General features: G+C 67.2%; 19 protein-coding genes. 5 read left to right on the forward strand and 14 right to left on the reverse strand.

Annotated elements, in window-relative coordinates; all coding sequences use genetic code 11:
• Window positions 1-53: 53 nt before the first annotated feature.
• Window positions 54-1,553 (forward strand): aldehyde dehydrogenase, encoded by a 1,500-nt coding sequence (locus tag DK368_RS01335; RefSeq protein WP_114391745.1) that lies wholly within the window; start codon window positions 54-56, stop codon window positions 1,551-1,553.
• Window positions 1,554-1,679: 126 nt separating this feature from the next.
• Entirely contained in the window at window positions 1,680-2,315 is a 636-nt protein-coding gene (locus DK368_RS01340) for an ATP-dependent Clp protease proteolytic subunit (RefSeq protein ID WP_114391746.1), read from the forward strand.
• Between the two features lie 452 nt (window positions 2,316-2,767).
• On the opposite strand, the gene DK368_RS01345 is transcribed toward DK368_RS01340, so the two are convergent.
• The 11 genes from DK368_RS01345 to DK368_RS01390 all read right to left on the reverse strand — a co-directional run bounded on the left by DK368_RS01345 (window position 2,768) and on the right by DK368_RS01390 (window position 12,714).
• The gene (locus DK368_RS01345; RefSeq protein WP_114391747.1) at window positions 2,768-3,187 is read right to left on the reverse strand and encodes a VOC family protein; all 420 of its coding nucleotides are present in this window, start codon (window positions 3,185-3,187) and stop codon (window positions 2,768-2,770) included.
• Between the two features lie 87 nt (window positions 3,188-3,274).
• Window positions 3,275-4,144 carry a manganese catalase family protein gene (locus DK368_RS01350; protein WP_114391748.1) on the reverse strand — a complete coding sequence of 290 codons (870 nt, stop codon included), beginning with the start codon at window positions 4,142-4,144 and terminating at the stop codon, window positions 3,275-3,277.
• A gap of 101 nt (window positions 4,145-4,245) precedes the next feature.
• Window positions 4,246-5,265: an agmatine deiminase gene (gene aguA / locus DK368_RS01355; protein ID WP_114391749.1), complete on the reverse strand. Its 1,020-nt coding sequence runs from the start codon at window positions 5,263-5,265 to the stop codon at window positions 4,246-4,248.
• 463 nt (window positions 5,266-5,728) lie between these two features.
• Window positions 5,729-6,184 (reverse strand): hypothetical protein, encoded by a 456-nt coding sequence (locus DK368_RS01360; RefSeq protein ID WP_114391750.1) that lies wholly within the window; start codon window positions 6,182-6,184, stop codon window positions 5,729-5,731.
• 4 nt (window positions 6,185-6,188) lie between these two features.
• A complete protein-coding gene (locus tag DK368_RS01365; protein ID WP_114391751.1) occupies window positions 6,189-7,022 on the reverse strand; it encodes an ABC transporter permease subunit in 834 nt (277 codons plus the stop codon).
• A 3-nt stretch (window positions 7,023-7,025) separates the two neighbouring features.
• Complete coding sequence (locus DK368_RS01370) at window positions 7,026-8,054, reverse strand: ABC transporter permease subunit (RefSeq protein ID WP_114391752.1); 1,029 nt, start codon at window positions 8,052-8,054, stop codon at window positions 7,026-7,028.
• A gap of 17 nt (window positions 8,055-8,071) precedes the next feature.
• Window positions 8,072-9,232 (reverse strand): ABC transporter ATP-binding protein, encoded by a 1,161-nt coding sequence (locus DK368_RS01375; RefSeq protein WP_114391753.1) that lies wholly within the window; start codon window positions 9,230-9,232, stop codon window positions 8,072-8,074.
• A 142-nt stretch (window positions 9,233-9,374) separates the two neighbouring features.
• Window positions 9,375-10,472, reverse strand: a complete 1,098-nt coding sequence (locus DK368_RS01380; RefSeq protein ID WP_114391754.1) for a polyamine ABC transporter substrate-binding protein — start codon at window positions 10,470-10,472, stop codon at window positions 9,375-9,377.
• A 234-nt stretch (window positions 10,473-10,706) separates the two neighbouring features.
• On the reverse strand, window positions 10,707-12,083 hold the full coding sequence (locus DK368_RS01385) for an aspartate aminotransferase family protein (protein WP_114391755.1): 1,377 nt from the start codon (window positions 12,081-12,083) through the stop codon (window positions 10,707-10,709).
• Window positions 12,084-12,144: 61 nt separating this feature from the next.
• The gene (locus DK368_RS21590) at window positions 12,145-12,282 is read right to left on the reverse strand and encodes a hypothetical protein (protein ID WP_162305816.1); all 138 of its coding nucleotides are present in this window, start codon (window positions 12,280-12,282) and stop codon (window positions 12,145-12,147) included.
• A gap of 42 nt (window positions 12,283-12,324) precedes the next feature.
• Window positions 12,325-12,714: a hypothetical protein gene (locus tag DK368_RS01390; RefSeq protein ID WP_114391756.1), complete on the reverse strand. Its 390-nt coding sequence runs from the start codon at window positions 12,712-12,714 to the stop codon at window positions 12,325-12,327.
• A gap of 211 nt (window positions 12,715-12,925) precedes the next feature.
• On the opposite strand from DK368_RS01390, the gene DK368_RS01395 reads away from it, so the two are divergent.
• Window positions 12,926-14,779, forward strand: a complete 1,854-nt coding sequence (locus tag DK368_RS01395; RefSeq protein WP_162305817.1) for an ATP-binding protein — start codon at window positions 12,926-12,928, stop codon at window positions 14,777-14,779.
• Here DK368_RS01395 and DK368_RS01400 read toward each other — a convergent pair.
• A complete protein-coding gene (locus tag DK368_RS01400) occupies window positions 14,739-16,082 on the reverse strand; it encodes a glutamine synthetase family protein (RefSeq protein ID WP_114391758.1) in 1,344 nt (447 codons plus the stop codon). The genes DK368_RS01395 and DK368_RS01400 overlap by 41 nt on opposite strands.
• Window positions 16,083-16,314: 232 nt before the next feature.
• On the opposite strand from DK368_RS01400, the gene DK368_RS01405 reads away from it, so the two are divergent.
• Window positions 16,315-17,685: a glutamine synthetase family protein gene (locus tag DK368_RS01405; RefSeq protein WP_114391759.1), complete on the forward strand. Its 1,371-nt coding sequence runs from the start codon at window positions 16,315-16,317 to the stop codon at window positions 17,683-17,685.
• Between the two features lie 105 nt (window positions 17,686-17,790).
• A complete protein-coding gene (locus tag DK368_RS01410) occupies window positions 17,791-19,122 on the forward strand; it encodes an FAD-dependent oxidoreductase (protein ID WP_114391760.1) in 1,332 nt (443 codons plus the stop codon).
• On the opposite strand, the gene aptA is transcribed toward DK368_RS01410, so the two are convergent.
• Both aptA and DK368_RS01420 read right to left on the reverse strand, forming a co-directional pair.
• Complete coding sequence (gene aptA, locus DK368_RS01415; protein ID WP_114391761.1) at window positions 19,119-20,444, reverse strand: omega-aminotransferase AptA; 1,326 nt, start codon at window positions 20,442-20,444, stop codon at window positions 19,119-19,121. The genes DK368_RS01410 and aptA overlap by 4 nt on opposite strands.
• Before the next feature lie 80 nt (window positions 20,445-20,524).
• Window positions 20,525-21,541: an esterase-like activity of phytase family protein gene (locus DK368_RS01420; protein WP_114391762.1), complete on the reverse strand. Its 1,017-nt coding sequence runs from the start codon at window positions 21,539-21,541 to the stop codon at window positions 20,525-20,527.
• Between the last annotated feature and the right edge of the window lie 34 nt (window positions 21,542-21,575).

Genomic DNA, 21,575 nt, shown 5'->3' on the forward strand with positions numbered 1-21,575 from the left:
CATGGGGCCGATGCACTCTTCGCCCAACAGACGATCGCGGAGGGAAGAACACCATGGATGCGTCCACCCCCACCCTTGCCAGCTGGGAAGAACGCGCCGCCCGGTTGCAGATCCGCAATCAGGCCCTGATCGACGGCCGGCTCGTCCCGGCGGCGTCGGGCAAGAGCTTCGACGACATCAGTCCGCGTGACGGCCGGGTGCTGACCCGGGTGGCCTCCTGCGATGCGGAGGATGTGGACCGCGCCGTGGCGGCGGCCCGGCGCAGCTTCGAAAGCGGCGTCTGGCGCGAGCAGCATCCGCGGGCGCGCAAGGCCGTGCTGCTGACGCTGGCCCGGCTGATCGAGGAGAATGCCGAGGAGCTGGCGCTGCTGGAAACGCTGGACATGGGCAAGCCCATCCGCGACAGCCTGAACATCGACGTGCCCCTGTCGGCCCGCTGCGTCCAGTACTACGCCGAAGCCATCGACAAGCTGTACGACCAGGTCGGCCCCAGCGGTCCCGGCTCCATGTCGCTGATCCTGCGCGAACCGCTGGGCGTCATAGGCGTGGTCGTGCCCTGGAATTTCCCGCTGATGATGGCGGTGTGGAAGGTGGCCCCGGCCCTGGCCGTGGGCAATTCGCTGGTGCTGAAGCCGGCGGAGCAGTCGCCGCTGACGGCCATCCGCCTGGGCGAACTGGCGCTGGAGGCGGGATTGCCGCCCGGCGTGCTGAACGTGGTGCCCGGTTTCGGCGAAACGGCGGGACAGGCCATCGGCCGCCATATGGATGTGGACATGCTGACCTTCACCGGCAGCACCGAGGTCGGCAAGTACTTCATGCGCTATTCGGGGGAAAGCAACCTGAAGCGCGTGTCGCTGGAATGCGGCGGCAAGACCCCGCACATCGTCATGCCCGACGCCGCCGACCTGGACCGGGCGGCGCAGGAGGCGGCCGGCGGCATCTTCTTCAACCAGGGCGAGGTCTGCAACGCCGGTTCCCGCCTGCTGGTCCATGAGTCCATCAAGGACGAGTTCCTGGCCAAGGTCATCGCCTATGGCCGCAGTTGGGTTCCGGGCGACCCGCTGGACCCGGCCACCCGCATGGGCGCCCTGGTGGACAGCCGCCAGCACGAGCGTGTGCTGGGCTATATCGCCAAGGGCCAGCAGGAAGGGGCCGAGCTGAAGTGCGGCGGCGCCGCGGCGCGGACGGACAGCGGCGGCTATTACATCCAGCCCACCGTGTTCGACGGAGTCTCCCCCGGCATGACCATCGCCCAGGAGGAGATCTTCGGGCCGGTGCTGTCCACCCTGACCTTCCGCAGCACGGAAGAGGCCTTCCGCATCGCCAACGACACCATCTACGGGTTGGCTGCGGCAATCTGGACCAAGGATATCTCCGTGGCCATGAAGGCGGCCAAGACCATCAAGGCCGGCAGCGTCTGGATCAACTGCTTCGACGCCGGCGACATCACCACCCCCTTCGGAGGCTTCAAACAGTCGGGCTTCGGCCGCGACAAGAGCCTGCATGCGCTGGAGAAGTACACCGACCTGAAAAGCGTCTGGATCGAGCTGTGACAGCGGCGGCCCGCCCGGCCCTCCCGCCGGATGGCCTGTGGAATGGCCTGCGTGATGGGTTGAACAGCGGGCCGTTTCCCGCTAGGTGACTAATCTACAAGTTCCGCAAATCCATGGAGCGCCCCCGTGCTGGTTCAACCGTTCCGTCTCGACGACGAAGACCCGAAGCCGGACAATCCGGAAGCCGGTGACAAGAAGGCCGAGACCCAGCCGGGTCCGTTCCAGGCCATCCAGCAGGCGCTGTTCAAGAGCCGCACCGTGCTGGTGTTCGGTGAGATCAACCAGAAGGTGGCGCAGGACACGGTGGCCCAGCTGCTGGCCTATGCCGCCATCAGCGACGATCCCATCCGCCTGATCATCAACTCGCCGGGCGGGCATGTGGAATCGGGCGACAGCATCCATGACATGATCCGCTTCATCAAACCGCGGGTCATGGTGCTGGGCACGGGCTGGGTGGCCTCGGCCGGCGCCCACATCTTCCTGGGCGCCAAGAAGGAAAACCGCTTCTGCCTGCCCAATACCCGCTTCCTGATCCACCAGCCGCTGGGCGGCGCCGGCGGCCGCGCCTCCGACATCGCCATCGAGGCGCAGGAAATCATCAAGATGCGCAAGCGCATCAATGCCATCATCGCCCGCGAGACCGGCCAGTCGCTGGAGCGGGTGGAGCAGGACACCGACCGCAATTACTGGATGAGCGCGAGCGAGGCCAAGGAATACGGGCTGGTGACCCATATCGTCGACAGCATCGACGACTTCAAGTGAGCCAATCGCATCAGGGTCCATCCCCTTGATGTGAAAGAAAACCGGGCTGACTTGTCAGTCCGGTTTTTCTTTTGTGGTCTAGCCGGGGGCGCCCCCACCCGGCACGCCATCCCTGATGGCGTCTGGCGAGCACGGGTCATCTCTGCGGCGGTCGAGGCCATCCACTGGGTTCGGCTGGTTCATTGCCATTGTCTACGCGGGGACTTCTGCTTCGTCGATCAAAATGCCGGACGAGCCGGCTGGCAGGCGATGCGGGCTGTGTCAAACACCAGCCTGCAACCACCCCGCCGCCGCCCCCTTCTCCGCATCATCCTCCGCGCAGGCGGAGGATCCAGGGGCAGCAGGCCGATGCATCGTGAGCGTGGCCAGGGTGCCCTCCTGCGCGGGCACGATGCGGGAATGGGGGAGAGCCAACGGACGCTTTACAAAGGCGCGGGCAGGGGATCTGCTGTCTACGGGACTGCCGGGGTGATGAGCACACTGTCGGCGGAGCGGTTGGCGGGGCCGTGCCAGACGGCTTCGATGTTGTTGCCGTCCGGATCGAGTACGAAGGCACCGTAATAGCCGGGATGGTAGGACCGTTCACCCGGGCCGCCATTGTCGCGTCCACCGGACGCCAGGGCCGACGCATGGAACCGGTCCACCAGCGCCGGGCTGCGCGCCTGGAACGCCAGATGCAGACCGCTGGTCAGCATCTGACCGGGTTCCGGCTCGGCGATCCACAGCTCGTCGATGCAGAGATGCCGATCGCCTTCACTGGTCACCGGGATCTCAAGCGCGGCGGCGACGGCCTGGTAGAAGTGCCGGGCAGCGGCCAGGTCCCGCACCTTGATGTGGACATGATCAATGAAACGGCCGGCATGGTAGGGCATGAGGCTGCCATCCGCTGTTTCGCAGAGCCGCCTTCCAGGCCGGGACGGATGGACACCCGCCCCGGCCACCGGATCAGCGCACCGGCCTCAGGCCGGCTTGCCGATCTGCTCGCTCTGGGCCCCCGATCCGTCGCGGGCCGGACCCAGGTTCGGCTCGTCGCCCATCGGTGTGGACTGTACGGCGGAGAACTGGCCCTTGCCGTCCAGCGACGGACCTTCGGTGAAGCGGCCGGCGGGCGGCGGCACCCCATCCTTGTCATGGCCGAAGAAGGCGTAGCTGAACTCCGTCTTCTCCAGGCTCTGATCGAAGCTGTTGGGGATCGGGAGGGCACCGGTGAAGCCGCCCAGTTCCTCAATGACCGCCAGCCATTGCTGCTGGTGCATGGTGTCACGGGCGATGAGGAAGCTCAGCATGTCCTTCATGCCGGGATCATGGGCGGCATTGTACAGCCGCACGGCCAGGGTGCGGCCCGTGGCCTCCGCCGTGACATTGGCGAGCATGTCGCCGGCCAGATTGCCACTGGCATAAATATGGGAGCAATCGAAGGGCACACCGTCGGCATTGCCGGGAAAGGCCGCCAGCCCGGTGGAGAGCAGATGCTTCTGCAACATGCCCTCGACCACATGGCGGGGCCGCTCGCCGCCCATGACGGCATTGACCACCGGATTGGCCGCGGCCGTGGTTTCCTGCAGGCTCAACGGCGCCTCTTCCAGGTTCAGCGCCACGGCGGTGGCCAGCATCTCGATATGGCCGATCTCCTCCGTCGCCGTGTGCAGCAGCATGTCCCGGTACTTCTTGGTCGGGCCACGGGCCCCCCAGGCCTGGAAGAAGTATTGCAGACAGACGCGGATCTCACCCTCAATACCGCCGATGGCCTGTTGCAGCTGGCGGGCAAACAGGGGGTCCGGGGTTTCGACGCGGACCGGATATTGCAGTCGCTTGTCGTGGTAATACACGGGGTCGCCTCCGTTGGAAGGATCGGAACCCTTGCAACAGAGGGGCGGTGCCCGCGTTCGGGGCCGCAGCCCCGCTCATTGGAGTGAAGCGGCCCGAACGGTCAGCCGCGACCGGCGGGCTGCTGCTGCGTGATGCAGTGGATGCCGCCGCCGCCGCGGACGATGTCCAGTGCCGGCACCGGCACGATCTGCCGCTCGGGAAACAGCTTCTTGAAGGTGCGGATGGCCTCGTCATCGGCCGGGTCCTCGAACACCGGCATGACGATGCCGCCATTGGCCATGTAGAAATTCGTGTAGGACAGGGTGAGACGCACGCCGTTGTGCTCCAGCCGCGCCGGGGTGCGCAGGGTGACGATCTCCAACTCGCGGCCGGCGGCGTCCCGGGCCATGGACAGTCGCTCCAGATTGTCCTGGAACACGGGATAGTTGGGATCGGCCGGATCGTCGGTGGTCATGGCCAGGACAACGCCGGGCCGCACGAAGCAGGCGATCTCGTCGATATGGCCGTCGGTCTCGTCCTGCTCATAACCCCGCCCCAGCCAGATGATCTGGCTGACACCGAGATGATCACGCAGATGCCGCTCGATCTCCGCCCTGCCCAGATGCGGATTGCGGTTGGGGTTCAGCAGGCATTCCTCCGTGGTCAGCAGCGTACCCTCCCCGTCCACATGGAAGGAGCCGCCCTCCATCACCAGCGGCGCCGCGTAGCGCGGCAGCTTCAGCCGCTCCAGGATATGGCGGGCCACCTCGGTATCCGGCTGGAAATCCTCGTAATTGCGGCCCCAGGCATTGAACTGCCAGTGGACGCCGGCCACATCGCCGGCGGCATTGACCACGAAGCTGGGACCGTTGTCGCGCAGCCAGCTGTCGGAAATCGGCAGCGGCATCACCGCCACGTCCTTGCCGCAGGCCAGGCTGACCTCCGCCACCTCTCCCTCCGGGCAGACCATGGTCACCGGCTCGAACTGGGCGATGGCCTTGGCCACCTCGGCATAGGCCGCACGGGCCGGAGCCAGCCCATGGATGAAGGTCTCGGCCCGCACCGGCCAGGCCATCCAGCAGCGGGCGTGGGGTGCCCATTCGGCGGGCATGCGGAAACCGTCGGCGGCGGGTGTGGTCATCGGGCGGACATCCTCGGGCATCGGTGACAGGGCTGAAACAAAAAACGCCCCGGCGGAAGCTAACCGCCGGAGCGCCATTCTGACAACCACATGCCGGCCCGCGAAAATGGATACCGGCCAGACTGGCTCTTGGTCAGACTGAAAAACAGAGACTTAGAAAAGAACTTGGCCGATTCGCCTCAATCACGGCGGGCGGCCGTGGGCCCGAAGGCCCGGGATTCGTAAGATTCAGCGGCAAAGGGAGAAAAAATACCCAGCCGCAACAGGGGAAGCATCAGGAGGTACCGCATGGCACGCCTCAATCATAGTTGACGATGCTGGTAATATAATTGCGCATAGCGTCCAGCACCAGCCGGGGCCGCGCCAGGGCCGGCCTGCGCATGGCGCATGGCTTGATAAGGGGCAATTTCCTGGCGCCCACCGCGAAAGCCGCTTCCGATGCGACAATCGGTCAAATGGCCGATCAGGGGCCGAAGCCGCCTGGCGGTCGAGCTATGCGTAAACCGAATGACGACAGCGGGTCGCCGCTCCAGGCCGGCGCCAGTCGGCCACGGCAATCGACCAGACTGAAACCCAGCGATGAAAGGCCCCGGACCGGGGGCTCACGCAGGGCGGCGGTGGGGCCCTGGGGGGTGCCAAGGTCCTGATCCCCCAAGCAGACCCGCCGCCGGGAGGACGGGTCCTGCTCCGGTGTCGCGCCACGCGCCCCTTGGAAGCGAAGCGGCATGGTGGTTGGCAGGAAGGCCTCCGGCGACGATCCCGCTCCCGCCTGTCCGGCACCGCCCGCCATCGGCAGCAGCGGCGCCGCCTCTTCCCAGGTGGAAAGCGTATAGAGCCCGCCGGTCAGGGCGGCAGCCAGACCCGCCCCGACGAGAACGAAGACGCCGCGCAGATGCAGGCCGGGCGGGTGGGCGGCCATCGGGTCAGCCGCCCTGCTGCTGGGCCAGTTGCTCGTCGCGCCGGCGCAGCTTCTCCTGCCGGGCGTTGTAGAATCCGGCCCCGAGGATGCCGAGGGCGACGATGGAGACGACGATGGTGGCCAGCGCGTTGATCTGCGGGCTGACGCCCAGGCGCACGCTGGAGAACACCACCTGCGGCAGCGTGCTGCTGCCGGGGCCGGAGACGAAGCTGGTGATGACCAGATCATCCAGCGACAGGGTGAAGGCCAGCAGCCAGCCCGAAACGATGGCCGGCGCGATGATCGGCAGGGTGATGACGAAGAAGACCTTGGCCGGGCGGGCCCCCAGGTCCATGGCCGCCTCTTCCAGGCTGGCGTCCAGGCTGACCAGCCGCGACTGCACCACCACGGTGACGAAGGACATGGTGAAGGTGATATGGGCCAGGATGATGGTCATCATGCCCCGCCCCTCGGGCCAGCCGGTCAGCTGCTCCAGGCTGACGAACAGCAGCAGCATGGCCAGCCCCATGATCACCTCCGGCATGACCAGCGGCGCCGAGACCATGCCGGAGAACAGGGCACGACCACGGAAGGCTCCGAACCGGGCCAGCAGCATGCCGGCCATGGTGCCCAGCACCACGGCGCCGGACGCGCTGACGAAGGCCACCTGGACCGACAGCCAGGCCGCGCCCAGCAGCTGGTCGTTCTGGAACAGCTGGGCATACCAGTGCAGGGAGAAGCCCGTCCACACCCCCAGCCGCCCCTCATTGAAGGACATCACGATCAGCAGCAGGATGGGGATGTAGAGGAACAGCAGACCGACCAGCAGGCCGAAGCGCAGGAACCAGGATTTCGGCATGGGTCAGGCCTTTCCCTGCTGTTTGCCCTGGACGTTCTGGAACAGCATGATCGGCACCACCAGGAACAGCAGCAGCGCCACGGCCACGGCGGATGCCACCGGCCAGTCGCGGTTGTTGAAGAACTCTGCCCACAGCACCCGGCCGATCATCAGCGTGTCCGGCCCACCCAGCAGCTCGGGGATCACGAACTCGCCCGTGGCCGGGATGAACACCAGCAGCGATCCCGCCAGCATGCCGGGCACGGACAGCGGCAGCGTGATGCGCAGGAACGCCTTCCAGGGCGGGCAGCCCAGATCCGCCGCCGCCTCCAGCAGGGTGTTGTCCATCTTCTCCAGCGTGGCGTAGAGCGGCAGGATCATGAAGGGCAGATAATTGTAGACGATGCCCACATAGGTGGCGCCGGGCGTGTAGAGCAGATGCAGCGGCTGGTCGATCAGTCCCGTCCACATCAGCAGGTTGTTCAGCACACCCTCGTTGCGCAGGATACCGATCCAGGCATAGACGCGGATCAGGAACGAGGTCCAGAAGGGCAAGATCACCAGCATCAGCAGCGGCGCGCGCCAGCGCGGGTCGGCCTTGGCGATGGCATAGGCCATGGGATAGCCGAGCAGCAGGCACAGCACGGTGGCGATGGCGGCGATCCACAGGCTGTTGAGATAGGCGATGATGTAGAGATTGTCGCTGAGCAGATAGGTGAAGTTGTACCAGACCAGATTGACGATGGTCTTGCCCTCGTCCAGGCTGGTCTCGAACATGGGTGTGAACGGGGGAATCCCCACCTGGGACGAGCTGAGCGCGATCTTCAGCACGATCAGGAAGGGCACCAGGAAGAAGAGCAGCAGCCAGCCATAGGGCACGGCCACCACCAGCCGGCGGCCGCCGGCCAACCGGGTGAGGAAACGGCCCAGTCCGCTGCGTCCGCCGCCCTGGACAGGACCGGTCAGCACCACACCCGCACTGCTGTGCCCTCCACCGGCAACAGGGCCACCGGCGACAGGCGCCCCGGCCCCGGACGTGAACGGTCCCGCCATGCTCCGCCTCCCCCGGCCTACTCGGTCAGAACGCTGCCGGCGAACGGCCGCCAGCTGAGATAGACCCGGTCCTCCCAGGTGATGGGCATCTCGGTCCGCCGCGTCAGGTTCGGCGCCGTCACCCGCACCCGCTTGCCGGTGTCGAGATCGACGTCATAGATGGAGACGTCGCCGAGATAGGCGATCTCCTTGACCACGCCGGCGGTCTGGTTCCGCCCCGGCTCGCCGCCCAGGGGCGGCTCCTTGCTGATGGCGATCTTCTCCGGCCGCACCGCCACCCAGCAGGCGGTGCCGACACCGATATGGGCGGGGTGGGAGACATAGAGGTCGCAGGCCGCTTCGTCGGACCGGATCAGGGAATGGTCCGGTTCGGATTCCACCACCCGCCCCTCGAAGATGTTCACCGACCCGATGAATTCCGCCACCATGCGGGTATTGGGATATTCATAGATCTCGGTCGGCGTGCCGACCTGGGCGATATAGCCCTTGTTCATCACGGCGATGCGCGAGGACATGGTCATGGCCTCTTCCTGATCGTGGGTGACGATCACGAAGGTGATGCCGACCTTCTCCTGGATGTTCACCAGCTCGAACTGGGTCTTTTCGCGCAGCTTCTTGTCCAGCGCCCCCAGCGGCTCGTCCAACAGCAGCAGCTTGGGCTTCTTCACCAGGGCACGGGCCAGGGCCACGCGCTGCCGCTGCCCGCCCGACAGCTGGTGCGGCCGGCGCTTGGCGAAGGGGCTGAGCTGCACCAGCTCCAGCATCTCCGCCACGCGGTCGCGGATCTCGGCCTTGGGTACCCGGTCCTGCTGCAAGCCGAAGGCGATGTTGCTTTCCACCGACATATGCGGGAACAGCGCGTAGGACTGGAACATCATGTTGACCGGCCGCTCATAGGGCGGCACGTCCGACATGTCGACGCCGTCGATGAAGATCTTGCCTTCCGTCGGCTGCTCGAAACCGGCCAGCATGCGCAGCAATGTGGTCTTGCCGGAGCCGGAACCGCCGAGCAGGGAGAAAAACTCGCCGCGATAGATCGACAGGGAGACGTCGTCGACGGCGGTGAAATCGCCGAACCGCTTCGTCACCTTCTCGACCCGGACATAGGGCTTTTCCCCGGCGTTGCGCCAGGGTTCCAACTGCTTCTGCTGCGTCCGGCTGGGTTGGGGCGTGGCCATGATGTCTTCAGTCCGTCCCGTCCTTCAAGGGCCTGAGGCTTCAGGGGCCTGAGGCCAGGATGTATGAGATTTGAGACAAACGGAAGCGCCCCGGCAGAAACCTTGCCGGGGCGCCCTGCGTCATATCGGGAGGAGCGGCAGCTCAGTGGCCCGTCTTGACCCGGGTCCAGGTCCGGGTCCGATCACGTTCCGTCTTCTGGCTGACCTGCTTGACCGTGAACATCTTGTCCATGGCCTCCTTCGGCGGGAACACCTTCGGGTTCTGCGCCACTTCGGGCTTCATCAGCGGCCAGGACGCCGGCACGGCGTTGGCATAGGAGACGAAATCGCTGATGCCGGCCATGACCTTGGGATCGAGGATATAGTTGATGTAGGCATGGGCGGACTCCAGGTTCGGCGCACTGGCCGGAATGGCCAGCGTGTCGAACCACACCTGGGCCCCTTCGGTCGGGATCGAATATTCGATGGTGCCGGTCTTGGCCGTCTCGGCCCGGGTAGCCGCCTGGAACACGTCACCGGAATAACCCAGCGCCACACAGGCATCGCCGCTGGCCAGCGGGTCGATGACCGAGGGCACGAACGCCTTGATCGACGGACGCACGGCCTGGAAGGTGGCTTCCACCTTCTTCAGATCCTCGGCCTTCTCCGAGTTCGGGTCGAGGCCGAGATAGTTGAAGATGGTCGGCAGCACATCGGTCTGGCTGTCCAGCACGACGATGCCGCAGGCGGCCAGCTTCTTGGCGTTCTCCGGCTTGAAGATGGCGGACCAGCTGGTCATGTCCACGTCGGGCGCGGCCTGCTTCACCTTCTCCACATTGAAGCCGATGCCGATGGTGCCCCACTGGTAGATCACGGCGTAGTCGTTGCCGGGGTCGGTCGTGGACACCAGCTTCATCAGCGCCGGGTCAAGGTTCTTGAGATTCGGGATCTTCGACTTGTCCAGCTTCTGGACGGCCTTGGCCTGGATCAGCTTGCGCAGGGTCGGCTCGGCGGTCGGCACGATGACATCGTAGCCGGAATTGCCCACCAGCAGCTTCGATTCCAGGGTTTCGAGGTCGGTGAAGACGTCATATTGCGGGGTGATGCCGGTGGCCTTGGTGAAGGTCGCCAGCGTGTCCTCGCCGATATAGTCGGCCCAGCTGTAGACATTCACCTTCTTGTCCTGGGCCAGGGCCGCATTGGAGAGGGCAATGGCCGCGACCGCACCCAGTGCGGCGCTGAAAAAAGTCTTCACCGTCATGAACGACCCCCTGAGTGGACATGCGGGCACGTTAGCGCGCCCTTCCGGGCCTCCCGGATGGCGTGTATTGCACTTGCACACCCGCCCCTTGTCAACGGCGGAGAACGCCGGGACTTCAACTCGGTGAAGGACTTGCCGGCCGGGGCTCTCCCTGGCCGGCAACCCGGCGGACACCCGGACACCGGACCGGGCCGGACCTCTGCCATCCGGCCCGGCACAGTGCCCGATTTCCCGTCAGAGAATGCCCAGATCCTTGGCAGTCAGATCCAGGGCCAGCCGGGCCAGCCGGGCCATCTCGTCGGCCTCGGCATGGCTCAGCGTCAGCGCCGGCGCGAACACCAGGCTGTCGCGGATGCCGCGCATGATGACATTGTTGCGGAAACAGTGGTCGCGGGCCATCAGCCCGACCTTGCCCTTGCCGGGGAAGCGCTCGCCGGTGCGCTTGTCCTTGACGATTTCGATGGCGCCGATCAGGCCCTCGCTGCGGATCTCCCCGACGATGGGATGGTCGGCCAGGGCTTCGTCCAGGCGGGCGCGGAGATAGGGGCCGATATCATCGCGCACCCGCGCCACCAGCCCCTCCTGCTCCATCACGGCGATGTTGGCCAGGGCCACGGCGCAGGGCACGGGATGACCGCTGTAGGTGAAGCCGTGATAGAATTCCCCGCCCTCCTCGATCAGCGTCTCGGCCACGCGGTCGCCGACCATGACCGCCGACAGCGGCAGATAACCGGAGGTGATGCCCTTGGCCAGGGTCATGAAATCCGGCTCGATGCCATAGCGCTGGCTGCCGAACCAGTGGCCCAGACGGCCGAATCCGCAAATGACCTCGTCGGCGATCAGCAGCACGTCATGCTGCTTGCAGATGCGGTTGATCTCCGGCCAATAGCTTTCCGGCGGGATGATGACGCCGCCGGCCCCCTGGATCGGCTCGCCGATGAAGGCCGCCACATTCTCCGGCCCCAGTTCCAGGATCTTCTCCTCGACGGCCCGGGCGGCCAGACGTCCGAACGACTCGGCGTCCATGTCGCGGCCGGCCTCGAAGCCATAGGGGGCCATGACATGCACGAAGCCCGGCAGCGGCAGGTCGCCCTGCCCGTGCATGGCGCTCATGCCGCCCAGCGAGGTGCTGGCCATGGTGGTGCCGTGATAGCCGTGCTGGCGGCTGATGAAGGTCTTCTTCGACGGCTTGCCGCGCAGGTTCCAGTAGTGACGCACCATACGCACGATGGTGTCGTTGGCCTCCGACCCGGAATTGGCGAAGAACACCCGGTCGAGGCCGGGCGGGCACAGTTCCGCCAGCTTGGCCGACAGCAGGGCCGCCGGCTCCGTCGTGGTCTTGAAGAAGCCGTGATAGAAGCTGAGGTCCAGCAACTGGCGATAAGCCGCCTCCGCCAGTTCCTTGCGGCCATAACCCACATTCACGCACCAGAGTCCGGCCATGCCGTCCAGGATCTTCTGGCCGTCACTGTCGGTCAGCCACACCCCCTCGGCATGGGTGATGATGCGGGGACCGCCGGCGGCCGCCAGTTCCTTGTAATCGGTGAAGGGATAGAGGTGGTGGCGGGTGGACAGCTGCTTCAGCGTGGCAGCGGACAGCGCGTCGATCATGGATCGGCCCTTTGCACGAACGGAAGAGATGGAGAGGGGGACATGCCGGAAACGGCACGGCTCACGCCGGAGGATTGAATCCGATCCGGGCGCAGAGCAGCAGCATCTCGTCCTTGCGCGTCAGGGCGCGGTGGCGCACGCGAAACATCATCAGCGGGTCCAGCAGGCTGGTCAGGTCGGGCTGAACAGCCATCATCATAGCCGAAGCCGGTCCCGCTCTGTCAGGTGGAATTTCCAGCGCTCACACCGCCTGCTGCAACCAGACCATGGCCTGGTGACGGCTGGTGAAGACCCGGTGCTCCGCCCCGGGGAACAGGGCCGCAATCACCTTCACCACCAGGGCAAAGGCGGAATTGCGGATGAGATAGGCGGCGCGCACCTGCGGCCGGGACTGCAAGATCCAGGGCGTCAAGGCCCCGATCCGGCGGATCACCGACCAGTCTATGCTGCCGACAAATCCGGTCACATCGACCAGGACCGCGGCACAGCCCTCCAACATGCCGGCCTCATGCGCCAGTGTGCAGGCCCGGAGCACCTCCTCCATGGGCGGTTCGTCCGCCGCGGTGACGAGCAGGAGATCGCCATGGCGTTCCAATGTCACGCCCCCCGTGGGACCCGACAGATTGATCATGGCACCTGCTCCGACATACAGCCCGCGCCCAACCTCTTTTCCGAAAAAGCATACAATTTCAAATTAACTTGCCCGGTTTCTAATCTGTTCCCCGCTCCTCGCGCAGATGAAGATCTGCAAGGCTGCCTTGCCGCGTAAGCGCGCATCCGGTGACAGGCCGCAACCCGGACGATATAGTCCCGACGAACAGGTCCGAACCCCGCCGGAGCCGATGACCGTTCCCCCCCTTGCCGCACAGGTGCAGTTGGATCAGCTGCGGCTGTACGTGGATACCCACCGCAACGATGCCTATCTGGAAAGCGTGATCGTGCTGCTGGTGGCCATGGTCATGCAGACCTGGCTGCCCTGGCAGATCCCGGCCGTGTGGTCGGGAACCTATCTCCCCGTCCTGCTGCTGGCCCACCGGTCCTACGCCCGCTTCCTGGCCATCGTACCGCCGCCCGACGCGGCCGCCCGCTGGTTCGCCCGGATCGCGGCCGTGCGCCTGATTCTGACTCTGATGTGGGCTTCCCTGCCCTTCTGGGGCTGGCAGGAGGGCAACCTGTTCAACAATAGTCTGATCGTGGTGCTGCTGATCGGATCGCTGGGGTCGTCAGCCGCGCTCAGCACCGCGCGCTGGCCGCTTTATCTCATCGATACCGTGCCGGTGGCTGCCGCCCTGGTCAGTGTTCCCTCCCTGGGCCGGGAAGGCTTCGGGCCGACCTATTCGCTGCTGTGCATCGCCTTCGTCTCCTATGTCATGTTTCCCGCCATCGTCACCAACCGCAACACCACCCGGCTGATCCGGCTGCAGCACGAAAAAGACGGTCTGATCGCCGATCTGGCCGCTGCCCGCGATGCCGCGGAACGGGCCAACCAGGCCAAGACGGGCTTTCTCGCCAGCATGAGCCATGAGCTGCGCACACCGTTGAACGGCATGCTGGGGGCGGCACAGCTGCTGCGCAGCCGGCCGCTGGGTCCGGACGAGGCAACACTGGTGCAGGTGCTGCATGAAGCCGGCCGTGGCCTGCTGTCGCTGGTGAACGATCTGCTGGATCTGGCCAATGTGGAGGGAGGACGTGTGCGCATCGTGCAGCGGCCCTTCGCCCCGCGGGTGCTGCTGGACACCGTGGCCGGCATCCTGCGCCCGACCGCCAATGCCAAGGGATTGACCCTCAACGCCAGCGTCGGCACCGGGCTGCCCGAGCGGCTGACCGGCGATGAGGCACGGGTGCGTCAGGTCTTGCTGAATCTGGCTGGCAACGCCGTGAAATTCACCGACCAGGGAGGCGTGGCCCTGCGGCTGGACTGGCGGGACGGCATACTGACGGCCGAGGTCCGCGACACCGGCATCGGCATCGCACCGGCGCGCCAGCGCCAGTTGGATGAAGGCGGCATCGGTCCCGACCCTGCCCGCGGCGGGGCTGGACTGGGCCTGTCGATCAGCCGTGGTCTGCTGGCGGCCATGGGCGGCACCCTGTACCTTGACAGCGTGCCCGGCCGCGGCACGACGGTCGTGGCCCGACTGCCGGCGGCCGAGCCGCCCGCCGCCCCGACACCGGCCGCCGTGGCACCGGCCGCGGTGGTGACCGGCAGTCCGCGGCTCTCCCTCACCGTGCTGGTGGTGGAGGATGTCTATGTCAACCGCTTCATCCTGGAGAAGATGCTGGACCATCTCGGCCATGGCTGCGTCCTGGCCGAAACGGGCGAGGACGGGCTGGCCCGGCTGGGTCAACGGCCCGTCGATCTGGTGATGACCGATATCCGGCTGCCCGGCATCGACGGGCTGGAGATGACCCGGCGCCTGCGGGCGCTGGACGATCCGAGGCTGGCGGATCTGCCCGTCGTCGCCATGACCGCCAACCTGTTCCCGGATGATATCGCCACCTATCGGGCCGCCGGCGTCACCGAGATCCTGCCCAAGCCCATCGATCTGCAGGCCCTGTCCGCCCTGCTAGGGCGGATGGAGCGGGCAGCGGCGGACCAGACCCGCCGCCCGCTCCCTGGCTCCCTTCCCAACGGCAGCAGCACGGGCGCCGCCTCCGTCACACATTCAGCAGCAGATTCTCCCGCTCCCACGAGCTGATGACCCGCTGATAGGCTTCGTACTCCGCCTGCTTGACGTAGGAGACGGCGGAGACGAAGCGGTCGCCCAGCACCTCCTTCAGTGGCCGGCAGCCGCTGAACTTGCCCAACGCGTCGGCCTGGTGCCGCGGCAGCGAGAAGGCCAGCCGGTGGGCACTGCCCTTGACCGGATCGCTCGGTTCCAGCTGGTGGACAATGCCGAGATAGCCGCAGGCCAGACTGGCGGCGATGGCGAGATAGGGGTTGGCGTCGGCGCCGGCCACGCGGTTCTCCACCCGCCGCGCTTCCGGCGGGCTGACCGGCACGCGGAAGCCCGTGGTGCGGTTGTCCCGCCCCCAATGCACATTGATCGGCGCGTCGGAGCCCTGGACCAGACGGCGGTAGCTGTTCACGTTGGGCGCCAGCAGCGGCATGGCATAGGGCAGGTATTTCTGCAGCCCGGCGATGAAGTTCAGAAACAGCGGCGTGTCGCTGCCGTCGGCATTGGCGAACAGGTTCTGGCCCGTAACCCGGTCCACCAGCGACTGATGCACATGCATGGCGCTGCCCGGCTCGTTCTGCATGGGCTTGGCCATGAAGGTGGCATAGACATTGTGGCGAATGGCGGCCTCGCGCACCGTGCGCTTGAACAGGAAGACCTGATCGGCCAGTTCCAGCGCGTCGCCATGGTTGAAGTTGATCTCGATCTGGGCGGCCCCGGCCTCGTGGGACATGGTGTCCACGTCGATCTCCTGCTTCTCGCAGAAATCGTAGACATCCTCGAAGATCGGATCGAACTCGTTGACGGCGTCGATGCCGTAGGCCTGCCGTCCGCTTTCCTGCCGGCCGGAGCGACCGACGGGCGGCACCAGCGGATAGTCCGGGTCCTTGTTGATGGCAACCAGGAAGAACTCCAGCTCCGGCGCCACGATGGGGCGCCAGCCCCGCTCCTCGTAGAGCGCCAGCACCCGCTTCAGCACATAACGCGGGGAAATGTCCACCGGCGACTGGTCGGCATAGAAGCAGTCGCAGATGACCTGCGCCGTCGCCTCCTGGTACCAGGGCACCATGCGGATGGTGCTGCCGTCCGGGATCATATAGACGTCGGAATTCTCGGGGCTGGTGACGTCCTCATCCTCGGGATATTCGCCGGTCACGGTCTGGATGAAGATGGATTCCGGCAGGCGCAGCCCGCGGTCCCGCAGGATGCGCAGGAACTTCTCGGCCGGCACGATCTTGCCGCGGGCGATGCCCGCCAGGTCCGGCACCAGGCACTCGACCTCGGTGATGGTGCGGGAGCGGATGAAATCTTCGAGACTGCTCATGCAATCGCCGCGGGTTGGCGGCCCTGACCCCGTGGCCTGACCAGGCGGATGGAGCGACTCCCGCAGCCCTCCCTGCTGTTGCGACCGGGAAAAGTATAGGCAGAGGGTGACGGGGGCCGGCAAGGGGGAAGCAGCGCAGCATCCCGCAACCACCGGACCTTGACTTACGTGCGCCCCCCTGGTGAGCATGCACGCGTCAGAACAGCAACGGGGCCAGCCCCGACGGAGCGCCATGAGCAGCGACAGCCTTCCCCCGGAGATCCAGGAATTCCGCAGCCGCCATCCCGACATCGGGGCCGTGGACGTGCTGCTGCCCGATCTGTGCGGGGTCTATCGCGGCAAACGCGTGCCCATGGACGAGCTGGACAAGGTCTATGGCGACGGCGTCGCCCTGCCCGGCTGCACTTTCGCCGTGGACATCACCGGCGAGACCATCGAAGAAACCGGCATGTCGATCGAACGCGGCGTGCCCGACCAGATCTGCCGGCCGGTGGCGGGCACGCTGGCGCCGGTACCCTGGGCAGCCAAGCCCCTGGGGCAGGTGCTGCTGAACATGCGCGCGCCCGATGGCGGCCCCTTCCCGCTGGCCCCACGGTCGCTGGTGGAGATGCTGCTGACCCGGCTGAAGGCAAAGGGTCTGACCCCGGTGGTGGCCATCGAGCTGGAGTTCTATCTCATCGCCGGCGGACGGGAGCCGGGCGCGCCGCCGCAGCCCCCCGTCAGCCCGAGGAGCGGCCTGCCGCAGAACCGCACCCAGGTCTACGGGCTGGCGGAGCTGGAGGATTTCGAGGCGGTGCTGGACGAGATCACCGCCAGCGCCCGCGCCCAGGGCATCCCCGCCGGCACCGCCATCGCCGAATACGGCCCCGGCCAGTACGAGATCACCCTGTCCCATGTGGCGGACGCGCTGAAGGCGGCCGACGACGCCATCCTGTTCAAGCGCGCGGTCAAGGGCGTGGCCCAGCGCCACGGTTTCGAGGCCACCTTCATGGCCAAGCCCTATACCGACCAGGCCAGCAGCGGCATGCACATCCATATGAGCGTGCTGGGGCCGGACGGGCGCAACATCTTCGCCGCCGAGGCGCCGGAAGGCAGCGAGGCGCTGCGCTGGGCCATCGGCGGACTGGCCGAGACCATGCCCGCCTGCATGGCGCTGGCCGCACCCGGCGCCAACTCCTGGCGCCGCTTCCAGGTGGGCAGCTATGCCCCCACCGTCATCGCCTGGGGGGTCAACAACCGCACGGCGCCGCTGCGCATCCCCGCCGGGCCGCCCGCCAGCCGTCGGGTGGAGTACCGGATCGCCGGCGCCGACGCCAATCCCTATCTGGTGCTGGCCGGCATGCTGGCCGGACTGCTGCACGGGCTGGAGAACCGCATCGACCCCGGCCCGCCGCTGGTGGGCAACGCCTATGGCGCCGAGGCCCCGCACCTGCCGACCACCTGGGAGGCGGCGCTGGACCTGTTCGGCCGCTCGGCCGTGCTGCGCCGGCATCTGGGGGATTCCTTCATCGACACCTACCGCATCACCAAAGAAGCCGAGCGCGCCAAGTTCGCCGCCCGGGTGACGCCGCTGGAACTGGACTGGTACCTGCGCAGCGCCTGACCCCTGGATCAACCGGACAGCGGAGACGGACGGACCAGGCGAGCGGACCAAGCGGACAGGACTGCACGTCCGGCCCGCGGTCTGTCCGCTTGTCCTGCCGTCGCCCTGGTCTTAGGGTCGGGGGGCCGCAACCGCCGACCGGGTGTCATGACGCCGAAGCCCCACGCCCCCTCCTGGCCCCGCTCCTGGTATTCCGATACCGCCATTGCCTGTCCGCCACGGCCGCCGCTGGCCGGCGAGGTCCGTGCCGATGTCTGCGTCGTCGGCGCCGGCTATACGGGTCTGGTCACCGCCATCGAACTGGCGGGCAAGGGCTACAGCGTGACAGTGCTGGAGGCGGAACGTGTGGGCTGGGGCGCCTCGGGGCGCAATGGCGGCCAGATCGTCACCGGCTACAACAAGCCCATCAGCACCATCGCCAACTGGGTAGGCAAGGATGATGCCCGCCACCTCTGGGATCTCAGTGAGGAGGCCAAGGCCATCCTGGCCGATCTGGTGGCGCGCCATGCCATCCCCTGTGACCTGAAATGGGGCTATCTGCACGCCGCACTGAAGCCCCGCCATCTGGAGGAACTGCGCGACTACCACCACGAGCTGGAGGCGCTGGGCTATGGCGGGACCCGCATGGTGGAGCGGGACGAGGTGCCGTCGCTGGTGGCCTGCCGCCGCTATGTGGGCGGGCTGTACGATGCCCGCAGCGGCCAGCTGCACCCGCTGAACTATGCGCTGGGGCTGGCGGCGGCGGCCGAAGCCCTGGGCGTGCGCATCCATGAGGGGTCCCGTGTCACCCATATCGACCACGGGCCGGCCCCCAGCGCCAGCACGGCGGCGGGCACGGTGCGGGCCAGGTTCCTGGTCCTGGCCGGCAACGCCTATCTCGGCCGGCTGGCGCCGAAGATCCAGTCGCGCATCATGCCGGTGGCCACCTACATGATCGGCACCGAGGTGCTGGGACCGGAACGGGCCCGGGCGCTGATCCCGGCCGACATCGCCGTGGCCGACGTGAATTTCGTGCTGAACTATTACCGGCTGTCGAGCGACCACCGTCTGCTGTTCGGCGGCGGCGTCAGCTATTCCGGGCTGGACCGGCCCGAACTGGCCGGGCTGCTGCGCCGGACCATGCTGAAATATTTCCCGCAGCTGCGTGACGTGCGCAGCGATTATTGCTGGGGCGGCCATGTGGCCATCACCTTGAACCGCACCCCGCATCTGGGCCGGCTGTCGCCCACCACCTATTTCGCCCAGGGCTACAGCGGCCATGGCGTGGCCCTGACCGCCGTCTGCGGCCGGCTGCTGGCCGAGGCCATCAACGGGCAGGCCGGGCGTTTCGACGTCTTCGCCCGCCTGCCCCACGCCCCCTTCCCCGGCCCCGGCCCGCTGAAGACCCCGGCCCTGGTGCTGGCCATGACCTGGTACCGGATGCGGGACCTGCTTTAGTCGACGGTGGCCAGCACGCCGGCGATGGTATCGACGATCCGGGCGATCTGCGCCTCCTCCACGATCAGCGGCGGCGACAGGGCGATGATGTCGCCGGTGACACGGATCAGCACGCCGGCCTCGAAGCACTTCACGAAGGTCTCGTAGGCGCGGGCGCCGGGCGCATCGGGCCGGGGGGCCAGTTCAATGCCGCCGACCAGGCCGAGATTGCGGATGTCGATGACGTGGCGGCACCCCGTCAGCCCATGGACCGCCTGCTCGAAACAGGGTTCCAGGGCGCGGGCGCGCTGGAACAGCCCGTCGTCGCGGTAGACGTTCAGCGTCGCCTCCGCCGCGGCGCAGGCCAGCGGATGGCCGCTGTAGGTATAGCCGTGGAACAGCTCGATCGCCCCCGGCGGGCCGGCCATGAAGGCCTCGTGGATGGAATCGCGGACAAAGACGGCGCCCATGGGCACGGTCCCGTTGCTGATGCCCTTGGCCGTGACCAGGATGTCGGGCAGCACGCCGAAGCGGTCGGCGGCGAAGGGGGCGCCCAGCCGGCCATAGCCGGTGATGACCTCGTCGAAGATCAGCAGCAGCCCGTGCCGGTCGCACAGCGCCCGCAGCCGCTCCAGATAGCCGACCGGCGGCACCAGAACGCCGGTGGACCCGGCCAGCGGCTCGACGATGACCGCCGCCACCGTCTCCGCTCCATGCAGGGCCAGGATGCGCTCCAGCGCATCGGCCAGATCCGCCCCCTGGGCCGGCTGGCCGCGGGAGAAGGCGTTGCGGACGGGATCATGGGTGTGGGGCAGATGATCGACGCCGGGCAGCAGCGGCCCGAACGCCTTGCGGTTGCCGGGGATGCCACCCACGGAAATGCCGCCGAAGCCGACCCCGTGATAGCCGCGCTCGCGCCCGATCAGCCGGGTCCGCTGGCCCTCGCCACGGGCCCGGTGATAGGCCAGGGCCATCTTCAGCGCCGTATCGACGGACTCCGAGCCGGAGTTGGTGAAGAACACATGGTTGAGATCGCCCGGCGCCAGGGCGGCCAGCCGGGCCGCGGTACGGAAGGCGCCGGGATGGCCCATCTGGAAGCTGGGCGCATAGTCCAACTCGCCTGCGGCCTGACGGATGGCCGCGGTGATGGCGGCACGGTTGTGCCCGGCATTGACGCACCAGAGGCCCGCGGTACCGTCCAGGATCTGCCGCCCGTCCTGGCTGCGGTAATACATGCCGTCGGCCGACACCAGCAGCCGCGGCGCCGCCTTGAACTGGCGGTTGGCGGTGAAAGGCATCCAATAGGCGGACAGATCGTTCTGTGCCGGGCTGTGGCCGTCCATGACACGCTCACCGGTGGTTGATCCCGGACGGAACGGTAACACGGCGGTTCCGTCCCGTCACAGGCCCGGCGACAGACCGGTCACTCCTTCGGCAGCTCGAACATCAGCAGAAGTGTGCGCTGCAGCCCGCTGAAATTGTTGTCGGAGACGAGGTAGAGCAGCACACGCCCGTCCGGCAGGGCACGGGCATCGATGCCTTCGAAATTGTCGGCAATGCCGGGCGGTCCGAGCCGGCCCAACTCCACCCCCTCGACCACGCCATCGGCGGCCACCGCCCGTTTCAGATCGGCCGCGGCGACGCGGACGATGCGGCTGCCCCAGCCGCCGGTCCAACTGGCCCGCCGTTCCAGCACCACCAGATCGCCGTCGGGCAGCCGCGTGGCGTCCACCGGCAGGAAGGAGGGCCTGGCACGGTAGCGGAAGGGCTGCCAGCCGCCGGGCCTGCCCAGCCAGCCGCGATGCAGCCCCGCCTCCTCCCCCTCGACGATCAGCAGCAGCCGGCCGTCATCCCAGCTGGTCAGCGTTTCCACACCTTCGTTGAAGCCAAGGCCGGCCAGCCCGTCGGGACCGTCCAACCGGGTCGGCGCGCCGGCCAGATCGGCGCCGTAGCGCAGCAGCCGGTGATCGCGCTCGAAGGACACCACCCAGCCCTGACCGGGCCAGGCCCCCAGCAAGGCCAGCCCTTCGGAATCGCTGGAGGTGACGCCGTTTCGTTCCCGGTCCAGCGGCAGCGGTGCGATGCGCAGGTCGGATGCTGCGGCCAGGCGGCCATCGGCGCCATATCCCAGGCGACCCCGCACAACCTGCGCCCGATCACTGATGGCCACGAATTGGGTCCCGTCCGGGCTGACGCGCAGGGACGAGAGGCCGCCGAAGGCGGCGTCATCATGCTCCAGATGCAGCCCGCCGCGATAGAGCAGGCTGCCGGCGCGTTCACCGGCCCCCGGCTCCTCCGACAGGGCCACCGGAACCGACCAGCCGCCCGGCCGCGGGGCCGAGGCCGCGCAGGCCGACAACAAGGGCAGGCCCAGCAGCAGCAGCAGGGGCAAGGGGCGGAAGCAGCGGCGGGACTGGCAGCGGAGACGGGGAAGACGCATCAGGGGGTTCCTCGGGGCAGCGCCGGACCGGCAG

This window comes from Oleisolibacter albus, from assembly GCF_003336875.1.
GTDB lineage: Bacteria > Pseudomonadota > Alphaproteobacteria > Azospirillales > Azospirillaceae > Niveispirillum > Niveispirillum album.